This is a genomic window from Streptomyces sp. NPDC058877 (genome assembly GCF_042742855.1).
Classification (GTDB): domain Bacteria; phylum Actinomycetota; class Actinomycetes; order Streptomycetales; family Streptomycetaceae; genus Streptomyces.
In genome coordinates, this window is the sequence record NZ_JBHYMF010000201.1 from 1 (window position 1) to 11,851 (window position 11,851).

General features: G+C 73.1%; 11 protein-coding genes, 1 tRNA gene and 3 pseudogenes. 8 read left to right on the top strand and 7 right to left on the bottom strand.

What is annotated here, in order from left to right; genetic code table 11:
- A pseudogene (locus ACFW2Y_RS30360) lies at positions 1–222 on the bottom strand (heme-binding protein); the annotation flags it as partial.
- Between the two features lie 251 nt (positions 223–473).
- On the opposite strand from ACFW2Y_RS30360, the gene ACFW2Y_RS30365 reads away from it, so the two are divergent.
- The 3 genes and pseudogenes from ACFW2Y_RS30365 to ACFW2Y_RS30375 form a co-directional block, all read left to right on the top strand.
- On the top strand, positions 474–1,640 hold the full coding sequence (locus tag ACFW2Y_RS30365; protein WP_384885525.1) for a sensor histidine kinase: 1,167 nt from the start codon (positions 474–476) through the stop codon (positions 1,638–1,640).
- Entirely contained in the window at positions 1,640–2,260 is a 621-nt protein-coding gene (locus tag ACFW2Y_RS30370) for a response regulator (RefSeq protein ID WP_384885527.1), read from the top strand. Before ACFW2Y_RS30365 ends, ACFW2Y_RS30370 begins: the two co-directional genes overlap by 1 nt.
- 146 nt (positions 2,261–2,406) lie before the next feature.
- Positions 2,407–2,604, top strand: a pseudogene (locus tag ACFW2Y_RS30375) (IS110 family transposase); the annotation flags it as partial.
- A 36-nt stretch (positions 2,605–2,640) separates the two neighbouring features.
- Here the strand turns inward: ACFW2Y_RS30375 and ACFW2Y_RS30380 are convergent.
- Positions 2,641–3,060 carry an ankyrin repeat domain-containing protein gene (locus ACFW2Y_RS30380; protein ID WP_384885529.1) on the bottom strand — a complete coding sequence of 140 codons (420 nt, stop codon included), beginning with the start codon at positions 3,058–3,060 and terminating at the stop codon, positions 2,641–2,643.
- Between the two features lie 139 nt (positions 3,061–3,199).
- Between ACFW2Y_RS30380 and ACFW2Y_RS30385 the strand changes: the two genes are divergently transcribed.
- Both ACFW2Y_RS30385 and ACFW2Y_RS30390 read left to right on the top strand, forming a co-directional pair.
- Entirely contained in the window at positions 3,200–4,405 is a 1,206-nt protein-coding gene (locus ACFW2Y_RS30385; protein WP_384885530.1) for an FAD-dependent monooxygenase, read from the top strand.
- Between the two features lie 133 nt (positions 4,406–4,538).
- Positions 4,539–5,039: a hypothetical protein gene (locus tag ACFW2Y_RS30390; RefSeq protein ID WP_384885532.1), complete on the top strand. Its 501-nt coding sequence runs from the start codon at positions 4,539–4,541 to the stop codon at positions 5,037–5,039.
- Between the two features lie 24 nt (positions 5,040–5,063).
- Here ACFW2Y_RS30390 and ACFW2Y_RS30395 read toward each other — a convergent pair whose 3' ends face one another.
- A complete protein-coding gene (locus tag ACFW2Y_RS30395; RefSeq protein WP_384885534.1) occupies positions 5,064–5,732 on the bottom strand; it encodes a pentapeptide repeat-containing protein in 669 nt (222 codons plus the stop codon).
- 112 nt (positions 5,733–5,844) lie between these two features.
- Between ACFW2Y_RS30395 and ACFW2Y_RS30400 the strand changes: the two are divergent.
- Positions 5,845–7,016 (top strand): annotated as a pseudogene (locus ACFW2Y_RS30400) (NAD(P)-binding protein).
- Positions 7,017–7,112: 96 nt separating this feature from the next.
- On the opposite strand, the gene ACFW2Y_RS30405 reads toward ACFW2Y_RS30400, so the two are convergent.
- From ACFW2Y_RS30405 to ACFW2Y_RS30415, 3 genes are read right to left on the bottom strand one after another with little or no spacing between them, the layout of a single operon-like run.
- Positions 7,113–7,442: a hypothetical protein gene (locus tag ACFW2Y_RS30405; RefSeq protein WP_366038866.1), complete on the bottom strand. Its 330-nt coding sequence runs from the start codon at positions 7,440–7,442 to the stop codon at positions 7,113–7,115.
- 9 nt (positions 7,443–7,451) lie between these two features.
- Positions 7,452–7,931 (bottom strand): GNAT family N-acetyltransferase, encoded by a 480-nt coding sequence (locus ACFW2Y_RS30410; RefSeq protein ID WP_384885536.1) that lies wholly within the window; start codon positions 7,929–7,931, stop codon positions 7,452–7,454.
- A gap of 19 nt (positions 7,932–7,950) precedes the next feature.
- Positions 7,951–8,859, bottom strand: coding sequence for an aminoglycoside phosphotransferase family protein (locus ACFW2Y_RS30415; RefSeq protein WP_384885541.1), 909 nt, complete (start codon positions 8,857–8,859; stop codon positions 7,951–7,953).
- A gap of 111 nt (positions 8,860–8,970) precedes the next feature.
- Between ACFW2Y_RS30415 and ACFW2Y_RS30420 the strand changes: the two genes are divergently transcribed.
- Positions 8,971–10,380: an NAD(P)/FAD-dependent oxidoreductase gene (locus ACFW2Y_RS30420; RefSeq protein ID WP_384885538.1), complete on the top strand. Its 1,410-nt coding sequence runs from the start codon at positions 8,971–8,973 to the stop codon at positions 10,378–10,380.
- A gap of 75 nt (positions 10,381–10,455) precedes the next feature.
- On the opposite strand, the gene ACFW2Y_RS30425 is transcribed toward ACFW2Y_RS30420, so the two are convergent.
- A tRNA-Thr gene (locus ACFW2Y_RS30425) sits at positions 10,456–10,529 on the bottom strand.
- 182 nt (positions 10,530–10,711) lie between these two features.
- Between ACFW2Y_RS30425 and ACFW2Y_RS30430 the strand changes: the two genes are divergently transcribed.
- Positions 10,712–11,851 (top strand): ABC transporter ATP-binding protein (locus ACFW2Y_RS30430; protein WP_384885540.1); only part of this gene is annotated, 1,140 nt, incomplete at its 3' end.

Sequence of the window (11,851 nt, forward strand, 5' to 3'; positions counted from 1 at the left end):
GACCCGCTGGCCCTCCGCCCCGGCGGCGTCCAGGGTCGCCCGCGCGGCCTTCACGGCCGCCTCGATCGTCAGGTGCGTCGACTCCACCGTGTTCTGGCCGGTCGCATCGGCCGTGACGGCAGCGGGGACGGCGGCCGGGGCGGCGGCGTTCGCGGAGACCACGCCGAAGGTGCCGGCGGCAACGACGGCGGCAGCGGTGGCACCGAGCAGGATCTTCTTCATGGGGCACTCCGTAGGGGTGGGGAGGGGCAGGGGGACGAGCGGGGGAACCGTGGGCGGGCGGTCTTCCGCGCCGCCCGGTCCGTCCTGCGCTCTGCCTCCATCCTCCGGCCGGCCCCGCCTCCCACCGGTCCGCGTTCCGGCTGGCCTCCGCGCGCGCACCGGACGACGGGGCCGTCAGCCGATCGGTTGATGCCCGGCTGGCCCCGCCGGGCCACCATGGACCCGTACACCCAGGTCAGGAAGGCGGTACGGTGACGCGGCCCACGGAGCACAACCCGGACGCCCGCTGGCTGGCGCGCATCATGCACGTCGCCTTCTTCCTGCTGCTCGGCGCCTCCCTGGCCCGCTTCCTGCTGCGGCACGGCTGGGAGGACCGCAGCCCGTGGATCGCGGCCCTCACCGGTGCGCTCGCCTCCCTCTACCTGCTGGGCCCGGTGCTCGGCACCCGCGCCACCCCCCGCCGGATCGCCTGGTTGAGCACGGTCGTCGCCGTCTGGGTCGTCCTCGTCGTCCTGGCGCCCAGCTTCGCCTGGTGTGCGGTGCCGCTCTTCTACACGGGCCTGCGCACCCTCCCGCCGCGCGCCGCGCTGGGCCTGGTCGCCCTGCTGACCGCCTTCGTGGTCTTCGCGCAGGTGCAGCTCTCGCACGGCGGGTGGGACCCGAACCTGATCGTCGCCCCGCCGACCGTCGCCGCCCTCGCCACCGGGGTCTTCGTCTACTCCGACCGGCAGGCCGCCCGTCAGCGGGCCCTCATCGACGACCTGATCCGCACCCGGCGCGAGCTCGCCGCCATCGAACGCCGCGAGGGCACCCTCGCCGAGCGCCAGCGGCTCTCCATGGAGATCCACGACACCCTCGCCCAGGGCCTGTCCAGTCAGCAGATGTTGCTCCAGGCCGCTGACCGCACCTGGGACAGCGACCCCGCCACGGCCCGCCGCCACGTCCGCACCGCCGAGTCGATCGCGGAACGCAACCTCGCCGAGGCCCGCCGGTTCGTGCAGGACCTCGCCCCCGCCGACCTCGCCGGGGGCGGCGGCCTGGAGGAGGCGCTGCGCGGACTCGCCGCCCGGGAATCGGTGGCCTTCCGGGTCGACGGGACCGCGGTGCCGCTGCCCGACCGGACGCAGTCGGCACTGCTGAGGATCGCCCAGGGAGCCCTCGCCAACATCCGTGAGCACGCCGGCGCGCGATCCGCCGCCCTGACCCTCAGCTACCTCGACGACCAGGTCGTCCTGGACGTCGCCGACGACGGCCGCGGCTTCGACCCGGCGCTCGTGCGCGAGCAGGGCGAACGGGGCCACGGCCTGCCCGCGATGCGGGTGCGGGCCCAGCAGCTCGGTGGCACCCTGACCGTCGAGTCCACCCCCGGCGAGGGCACGGTGCTCTCCGCCGCGATCCCGCTCTCCCTGGAGCCCTGATGTCCGTACGGATCCTGCTCTGCGACGACCACGCGGTGGTCCGCGCCGGCCTGCTCGCGCTGCTCGGCAGCACTCCCGACATCGAGGTGGTGGGCGAGGCCGGCAGCGGCGAGGAAGCCGTCGCCATGGCCGCGAAGCTGACCCCGGACGTGGTCCTGATGGACCTCCAGCTCGGAGCGGGCATCGACGGCGTCGAGGCGACCCGCCGGATCGCGCCCACCGGCGTCCACGTCCTCGTCCTCACCACGTACGACACGGACGCCGACATCACCCGGGCGATCGAGGCGGGCGCCACCGGCTACCTGCTGAAGGCCGAGCGGCCGGAGGAGCTGTTCGCCGCCATCCGCTCCGCCGCCCAGGGCCGCACCGCCCTCTCCCCACCGGTCGCCAGCCGGGTCATGGACCGGATGCGGGGCGCCGCCGGTCCGAGCCTCACCGACCGGGAGCGGGACATCCTCGGTCAGCTCGGGCGCGGACTCGGCAACCGGGAGATCGCCCGGGCCCTCTTCATCAGCGAGGCCACGGTGAAGACCCACCTCGGTCGGATCTACGCCAAGCTCGGCGTCGACACCCGCGCGGGCGCGGTGGCGGTGGCGAAGGAACGCCGGCTGCTGCCGTAGGCCGGGACGCCGCCCACGGCCCGACGGAGGGCACGCGCACCGGGTCCCCCAGGGCGACTCCGAAGGGCCAAAAACCTTCATCCTTCACATAGCGCCGTGATCGGGAGCTGCCCTACAACCGACTCCTCCTCACGCTCAGGACACACGGAAACAAGCAGCCCAAACGGGCCTTCTTCCCCTCCGCCTTCGCAGCTCTGAGCGACTCGGCATCCCGGACCTACCACGACAAGAAGATCGCCCAGGGCAAGTGCCACGTCCAAGCCCTGCTCCGCCTCGCCAGACGCAGGGCCGACGTCCCGTTCGCGATGCTCCGCGACGGAACCTTCTACGAACCCCAGCCGTCAGCAGCTTCACGAGCAGGCAAGAAGACGGGCTGGCGGCTACCGTTCCTCGCCTGCACCAGGAACGTGAACCGCCACGTCGTAATTGCCGATCAGGTCGGCCAGAGCACGTGGACTCACGCCCTTCACGTTCTGCCGCCCGGGATCGGCTCCTGCCGCCAGCAGCACCCGGAGCGTTGCCGGATCACCCCGATAGTTGTACACCGCGCCGAAGAGGGCCGTGCTGCCGTTACGGTCGCCCACGTCCACCGTCGCGCCAGCTGCCAGGAGCAGCTCGGCGGCAAGCGCGCCCTGAGACTGCGCGGCGAAATGCAGCGGTGTCATGCCTGCCTTGTCCGCCAGGTCCGGATCCGCCCCGCCCGCCAGCGCTTCTCGCAGGCCAGCAATGTCTCCCTGCTCGGCGCAGTGATGCACCGCCGAGCGACCCATCCAGTCCAGCCCCTGCCCCACGTCCACCATGACGCCCATCCTCTCCGAACTCGACGAAGAAGATACGGGCGCCCCGTCCCCGAACGCCTCTGCCCGCCCGACGCCCCCACCACTGCTACCCTGCGTTACCATCCGACAGCATGGTGTCACGAACCAGTGGGAGCGCACGTTGAAGCTCGCGATCGTCGGCGGCGGACCCGCCGGCCTCTACCTCTCGATCCTGCTGAAGCGGCAGGACCCGTCCCACGCGATCACCGTGTACGAACGGAACCCCGCGGGCTCCACGTACGGCTGGGGCGTCACCTACTGGGCCGGACTGCTCGACAAGCTCCGCGCCGGCGACCCGGAGTCCGCGGCGGCCGTCGCCGAAGCGTCCGTCAGCTGGACCGACGGGGTCGCCATCGTCCGCGACGAACGCACCGTCCACCGCGGCGACGCGGGCTTCGGCATCGGCCGACGGCGGATGCTCGCGCTCCTCGCCGACCGGGCCGAGGAGCTCGGCGTGCACCTGGAGTTCGAGCACGAGGTGCCCGGCCCGGAAGCGCCCGAGCTCGCGGACGCGGACCTCGTCGTCGCCGCCGACGGCGTCCACAGCGCCCTCCGCGAGGCGCACGCCGACCACTTCGGCAGCAAGGTCACCACCGGCCGCAACCACTACGTCTGGCTCGGCACCACCAAGGTCTTCGACTCCTTCAGCTTCGCCTTCAAGGAGACCGAGCACGGCTGGATCTGGTGCTACGCCTACGGGTTCAGCGGCGAACGCTCCACCTGCGTCGTCGAATGCTCCCCGGAGACCTGGACCGGCCTCGGCCTCGACACCCGCGACGAGGCCGACGGCCTGCGCCTGCTGGAGAAGCTCTTCCACGACCTCCTCGACGGGCACGAGCTGATCGGCCGGGAACGGGCCGACGGCGCCGCCCGGTGGCTCACCTTCCGCACCCTCACCAACCGGGTCTGGCACCGCGGGAACCTGGTCCTCCTCGGCGACGCCGCCCACACCACCCACTACTCGACCGGCGCGGGCACCACCCTGGCCCTGGAGGACGCGCTCGGCCTCGCGGACGCCCTGCGCGGGCACGCCGCCCTGGAGGACGCCCTCTCCGCATACGGCGAGCAGCGCCGCTCCGCCCTCGTCTCCGCACAGAGCGCCGCCCGCTACAGCGCCCAGTGGTACGAGCAGCTGCCCCGCTACATGCGCCTGGAGCCGGCCCGGATGTTCGCGCTCCTCGGCCAGCGCCACTCACCGCTGCTCCCGTACGTCCCCCCGCAGCTGTACTACCGGATCGACCGGGCCGCCGATCAGCTGGAGGCGCTGCGCCGACTGAAGAGGTGGCTCGGGCCGAGGGTGGCGCGCGCGGTACACGGCCGCCGCTGAACGGCCCGCACGCCCCGGTGCCGGACCGCGGACGGAACCGGCACCGACCGGGACGCCCGCCGTGGACCGGGGACGCCCCTCGCGCACCGAGCGGATTGCGGAGCGGGTCCGGTGCCGTGACACCATCGGTCCCGTGCTCGACATCGGCTACTCCCTCTCGCGTCGCTTCCCCGACCCGCCGCAGACCGACTACCGCCGCGCGGACGTCCACGCCCTGCGCCACGACCTGTTCTGCGGGGACGTCTACCTCGCCGACACCGAGACGGACCGCGAGGTGTCCACCGCCTGGGGATGGGTCCCGGTGCTCGACTTCGCCTGGGCGCTGTGCGACATCGTCGAGCAGCTCGACCAGGACCCCCGGGGCAGCCGCGCCGCGCAGCCGCAGTACGCGGAGCTCGACTTCACCGAGTCCACGGACCGGATGCTCTTCGAACGCCGCTTCGGCTGGGTGGACGTCGAAGCCGACTGGATGCCGGGCGACGAGCCGCCGGTCACCTTCAACCACGCCGAGCTGCGGCGCGAGGCCCGCGACTTCCTGCACGACCTGATCGCCGACCTCACCGACATGCACGAGGGCCTCGCCGACAACCCGGCCGTCTGGTCCCTCCAGGCCCGCTTCCCCCGCCTGCCCTGAGGGCCGGCCCGGGGCCGCCCGCCCTCAGCCCTCCACCCGCACCCCCAGCCGCGCCGCGAGCACCGGCGCGAGGTCGAAGAGCTGGGCCGAAGAGATCACCGCCCCCGCCAGGGACTCCACGCCCCGCGCGATCTCCAGGCGCTGCACCCCGCGCAGGTCCACGTCCTTGAGCCGCGCCCCCGTGAAGTCCGCCCCCGTGAGCACGCAGTCCACGAACTCGACCCGCTCCAGCACCGCACCCCCGAAGTCCGGCTCCGCGAGCACGCACCCCTCGAAGACGACGTCCTTCAACGTCGCCGCCCGCAGGTTCAGGTAGTCGCTCTTGCCGCCCCGGACCACGACCCTCTCCAGGACCGCCCCGTGCAGCTGCGCCCCGCCGAGCCGCGCCTCCACGAGCTCCACGTCCCGCAACTGCGCCCCGGCCAGATCCGTCCCCACCCCCCGGACCGCGGTCAGCACCGCATCGAGGAAGCGGGCACCCCTCAGTCGCGTCTCGTCGAGCGCGCACTCGCGCAGCGCACAGTCCATGAAACGGGCGCCCGCACCCGACTGACCCGCCAGGTCGAGCCCGACCAGTTCGAGTCCGTCGTAGTCCCCGTCGGGCTCCAACCCGCCCTCGTACGCCTCCAGCGGAGGCAGCCGCACCTCCGCGCGCCGTGCCCGTGCCGTCTTCTTCTCCCGCGTCCTCGCCATCCCCCCATCGTGCGGCAGGGCACTGACATCGATGCCCCCGATGTCACATCCGCGCCCCCGCCGGCCGTCCCCGTACGGAACCGACACGAGGATCGGCACGAGGGAGACGGACATGCAGGAGCTCACCATCATCGGCGGCGGCTTCGCCGGGCTGACCGCGGCCATCACGGCCGCCGAGGCCGGCGCCGAGGTGACCGTCCACGAGGCACACCGCACGCTCGGCGGCCGGGGACGCACGGCTGCCGGCCCGTACCGCACCAACGAGGGCCCGCACGCGCTGTACGACGGCGGACCCCACTGGGTCTGGCTCAAGCAGCGCGGCCTGCTCGGCGACCTCGCCCCGGTGCCCCCCGCCGAAGCCCTCCGGTTCCGCTTCCACCACGACGGTGCGCTGCGCCGCACCCCGCCGCTCGGCCTGCTCCGCCAGTCCCTGCACAGCGCCGAAGGGGCCCCCTCGACCTCGACTTCCACACCTGGGCGACCGGGCTCGTGGGCGAGTCCGCCGCCCGCACGGCCGCCGCGTACAGCGCGGTCGCGGTCTTCCACCACGACCCCGGGTCCCTCTCCGCCCGCTTCGTGCAGGAACGGCTGCACCGGGCCGCCGGCCTGCCGCCCGAGGCGCACTACGTCCGGGGCGGCTGGGGCCGGCTGATCGGCCGGATGGCCGCGCGGGCGGAAGGGCTGGGCGTGCGGATCGAGACCTCGTCGCGGATCGACGTCCTGCCGGTCGGCGGAGGGCCCGTGGTCGTCGCGACCGCGCTGCCCGCCGCCGCCCGGCTCCTCGGCGACCCGTCGCTCACCTGGGAGAGCGGCCGTACCGTCCTGTTCGACCTGGCCCTCCGCACCCGGAAGGGCGATCCGTTCGTGATCTCCGACCTGGACGAGCCCGGCTGGATCGAGCGGTTCACGGCACAGGACGTCTCGCTCGCCCCGACCGGGCAGCAACTGGTCCAGGCACAACTGCCCATCGGCCCCGGCGCGTCCAAGGCGGACGGCGTGGCCCGCGCCGAGCGCCTCCTCGACCTCGGCTTCCCCGGCTGGCGCGAGCGGACGGTGTGGCGGCGGGAGTCGGTCTCCCAAGGCCGTACGGGAGCGGTGGACCTCCCCGGCACCAGCTGGCGCGACCGGCCGGCCGTCGAGCGGGGCGACGGCGTGTACCTGGTGGGCGACCAGGTGGCGGCGCCGGGCGTACTGGCGGAGGTGTCGTTCACCAGCGCGGTCGAGGCGGTGTCGCTCGCCCTGCGGGCGAAGCACCTCGACCGCCCCGGCCCCCGGCACGCGTGAGGCCGGCCCCCGCGCGGGTCGCGGCGGCACGGACCGTCGCGACCCGGGGCCGGGGGGCGAGGGGCCGGACGGTCCCGATGCCGCGCAGGGCCGGGGTCACACCCCCAGCACGTCCCAGGAGTGCGCCTTGAACTCCTTCAGGAAGTCCGGGTGGTCCTCCCACATCCGGGCGGCGGAGCGCAGCACGTCCCAGTTGTGCTCCAGGGCCTGGTCGACGACCTGCCGCAGCTCCGGCGCCGTCTCCCGCTTCTCCACGAGACCGTTCACCGCCGAAGCGGCCTGCACGGTGTAGCGCAGGGCCCGCAGGGCCCGCGAGGTGTCGTCCATGCCGAAACCGTGGTCGCTCCCGTTCGCGGGGTCGAAGAGGGGCGTCAGTCGCGCCTCGATGAAGCCGGTGATCCGCTGGAAGCGCTGCTCGATGTCCATGCCCCCTTCCTACACCGTGCCGCCCCCGAGCTCCGCCAGGGCCCCGTCCGTCAGCCGGTACACCGACCACTCGTCCTGCGGGCGGGCACCCAGGGACTCGTAGAAGGCGATGGAGGGCTCGTTCCAGTCCAACACCGACCACTCCAGGCGCTCGTACCCCCGCTCGACGCAGATCCGGGCCAGCTCGCGCAGCAGTGCCTTCCCGTGGCCGCCGCCCCGCGCCTCCGGGCGGACGTACAGGTCCTCCAGGTAGATGCCGTGCACCCCGCGCCAGGTGGAGAAGTTGAGGAACCACAGCGCGAAGCCGACCGGCTCCCCGTCCTCCGCCTCCGCGATGTGCGCGAACGCGGCGGGGCGCTCCCCGAAGAGGGCTTCGTGGAGGTCCTCCGGGGTCGCGCGGACCTCGTGGAGGGCCTTCTCGTACTCCGCGAGGTCGCGGACCATGGCGTGGATGACGGGGACGTCGGCGGGCGTAGCAGTACGGATCATGTGCCCAGCCTGCCCCGGGTCACGCCCTCCTGGCCAGCAGGATCCTGGCGATGGCCATCTGGTCCGGGGCCAGGACGGACGCCCCGTCCTCGACGTCCCAGAGCCCGTTCTGCAACACGCGCCCCATGGTCCACGCGACCGCCCGCCCACGGTCCCCGACCACCTCCTCGACGAGCAGGTCGAACCGCCACAGCAGTTCCGCCGGGTCCACCCGCCCCTCCCGGCGACCGGCGAGCACCGGCAGCAGCTCGAAGCCCGGGTCGCCCGCGAGCGGTTTGGGATCGATGGCGAGCCACGGTCCCCGCTCCGGCTCGCGGGCCGCGAGGACGTTGCCCTGGTGCAGGTCCCAGTGGAGCAGCCGGTCACCCGGCTCCCCCACGACCTCCCGCACCACCGCCGCGCAGTCCCGCAGCAGCGCCGCCCCCGCCCCGTCCAGGAGGGTCGCGGCGGCCGGGGCGTCCGCGACCATGCGGGCGGCGACGGCACCGAGGCGGCGGAGCCCGTCCGGGGCGGGGACGGCGGTCAGCCGGGCGAGCAGCCCGGCCAGGACCCGGACCGCCTCCCGTGCGTCCGGCAGCGCGGACAGGGGCCGGAGCTCGTCCGCCCGCTCCAGCAGCATCGTGCCGGTCCCCGGGTCGTGGTCGAGGAGCCGTACCGCGCCCTCCCCTCCCCACGTGCACAGGGCGAGCGGCTCGCCCCGCGTCTCCTCGTCGGGCAGCTGGAACTTCAACGCCGCCGGCACGCCGTCAGAACCGCGCCGGACCGGCAGCACCAGCGAGGCCGCACCGTGCATCGCCGGGCCGGTGGCGGTGAGCCCCCACCGGCCGAGGAACTCCTCCGCCAAGCCCGGCAGTGCGGCCACGAACTCCCGCCCCGCCCCGTCGTGGTGGCTCGCCCGGGCCGCCGCCCATTCCTCCGGTACGCGCATCACGGGTCGAGCCTAGCCACCGCCGCCCGTCCGATGCCTTCGGTTCCTCCCGTATCCACACGCCCCTGGCCAGCGGTAACCTCCGGCCACACATCCGGAAGAGGGATAGAGATGAGCACGGTCGAGAGCACCGTCAACGGCGGCATATCGTTCTGGTACGCGCAGGAGGGCGCCCCCGCCCCGCGCGAGCCGCTGCCCGGGGACACCACTGCCGACGTCTGCATCGTGGGCGGCGGTTACACCGGTCTGTGGACCGCCTACTACCTCAAGAAGGCCGTCCCCTTCCTCAACATCACCGTCCTCGAAGCCAGGTTCTGCGGCTACGGCGCCTCCGGACGCAACGGCGGCTGGCTCTACAACGGCATCGCCGGACGCGACCGCTACGCCAAGCTCCACGGCCACGAGGCGGCCGTCCGCCTCCAGCAGGCGATGAACGCCACCGTCGCCGAGGTCCTCGACGTCTGCGAGGCCGAGGAGATCGACGCGGACCAGCACCGCGGCGGCGTCCTGGAAGTCGCCCTCTCCCCCGCCCAACTCGCCCGCCTCAAGGCGTTCCACGCCGCCGAACTCGCCTTCGGCGAGACCGACCGCGAGCTGTACGGCGCCCGTGCGACCGCGGACCGCGTCCGCGTCACCGGCGCCGTCGGCTCCTCCTGGACGCCGCACGGCGCCCGCATCCACCCGGTGAAGCTGGTCAAGGGCCTCGCCGCCACGGTCGAAGCGCTCGGCGTCACGATCCACGAGTCGACCCCCGTCACCGAGATCAAACCGAAGCTCGCGATCACCCCGTACGGCACCGTCCGCGCGCCGTACGTGCTGCGCTGCACCGAGGGCTTCACCGCCTCGCTCGCCGGCCAGCGCCGCACCTGGCTCCCCATGAACTCGTCGATGATCGCCACCGAGCCCCTCACCGACGCCCAGTGGGAGTCCATCGGTTGGGACGGCCGCGAAACCCTCGGCGACATGGCCCACGCCTACATGTACGCCCAGCGCACCGCCGACGGCCGCATCGCGCTCGGCGGCCGGGGCGTCCCGTACCGCTTCGGCTCCAGGGCAGCCACCGCCGCGAACGCCGACCGCACCGAGCCGCGGACGATCGAGGACCTCCGCGAGATCCTGGTCCGCTTCTTCCCGCAGCTCGCCGGGGTCCGGATCGAGCACGCCTGGGCCGGTGTCCTCGGGGTGCCCCGCGACTGGTGCGCCACCGTCACCCTCGACCGCTCCACCGGCCTCGGTTGGGCCGGGGGCTACGTGGGTTCCGGCGTCGCCACCGCCAACCTCGCGGCGCGCACCCTGCGCGACCTGATCAAGGAGGACTCGGGCCAGTCCGGGCCGACCGACCTCACCGCCCTGCCCTGGGTGAACCACAAGGTGCGCACCTGGGAACCGGAGCCGCTGCGGTGGCTCGGCGTACAGACCCTGTACGCGGCGTTCCGCGGCGCCGACCGCCGGGAGGCGTCCGGCCACACGGCCACCACCGACCGCGTCGCGGTCCTCGCGTCCAAGATCGCCGGCCGCTGATCCCGAGCGCCCGGAAGGGGCCGGGCACGCCGAAGGGTCCCGGACGCAGCGCGGCGTCCGGGACCCTTCGTCAAGAGCCGCCTGTCGGAATCGAACCGACGACCTCAAGATTACAAGTCAAGCGCTCTAGCCAACTGAGCTAAGGCGGCAGCGAGTGAAGTGTAACCAACCCGGCCCGGGCCACGGTCGGAAATCTCACGGCCCCGAGAGTGCTGACAGATCGGGCACCGCCAGGTAGCGTCACTTCCGGTTCACTCAGGTGGACTAGACCTCAATCCTTCCTTTACTCGGATCGTCCGGCACGTTCCTGCCGGTGAAGGGACGCATCACCATGGCTTCCGTCACGTTCGACAAGGCCACCCGGGTCTACCCGGGTGCCACCAAGCCCTCCGTCGACCAGCTCGACATCGAGATCGCGGACGGCGAGTTCCTCGTCCTCGTCGGCCCGTCCGGCTGCGGCAAGTCGACCTCCCTGCGCATGCTCGCGGGCCTCGAGGACGTCAACGCCGGCTCCATCCGCATCGGCGACCGCGACGTCACCCACCTGCCGCCGAAGGACCGGGACATCGCCATGGTGTTCCAGAACTACGCGCTGTACCCGCACATGACCGTCGCCGACAACATGGGCTTCGCCCTCAAGATCGCCGGCGTCAACAAGTCCGAGATCCGCGCCAAGGTCGAAGAGGCCGCGAAGATCCTCGACCTCACCGAGTACCTGGACCGGAAGCCGAAGGCGCTCTCCGGCGGTCAGCGCCAGCGCGTCGCCATGGGCCGCGCCATCGTCCGCGAGCCGCAGGTCTTCCTCATGGACGAGCCGCTGTCGAACCTCGACGCCAAGCTCCGCGTCTCGACCCGTACCCAGATCGCGGGCCTCCAGCGTCGCCTCGGCATCACCACGGTCTACGTCACCCACGACCAGACCGAGGCCCTCACCATGGGCGACCGCGTGGCCGTCCTCAAGGACGGCCTGCTCCAGCAGGTCGACTCGCCGCGCAACATGTACGACCGCCCCGCCAACCTCTTCGTCGCCGGCTTCATCGGCTCCCCCGCCATGAACCTGATCGAGGTCCCGATCACCGACGGCGGCGTGAAGTTCGGCAACAGCGTCGTCCCCGTCTCCCGCGAGGCCGTCGCCGCCGCGTCCGCCAAGGGCGACACCACCGTGACGGTCGGCGTCCGCCCCGAGCACTTCGACGTGTCGGGCCCGACGAGCAAGGACGGCCTGGCCGTGACCGTGAACGTCGTCGAGGAGCTCGGCTCGGACGGCTTCGTCTACGGCTCCACCCGCGTCGGCGCCGAGGACAAGGACCTGGTGGTCCGCGTCGGCGGCCAGCGCCTCCAGGGTGACGGGATGGCCTTCCGCGTCGGCGACGGGCAGGCGCCAGTTGGGGTACTGGTCCCAGGTCCCGGGCAGGTTCTGCGGGCGGCGGTCGCCCACGGCGTCCGGGAGCCAGACGCCGGACATCAGGGC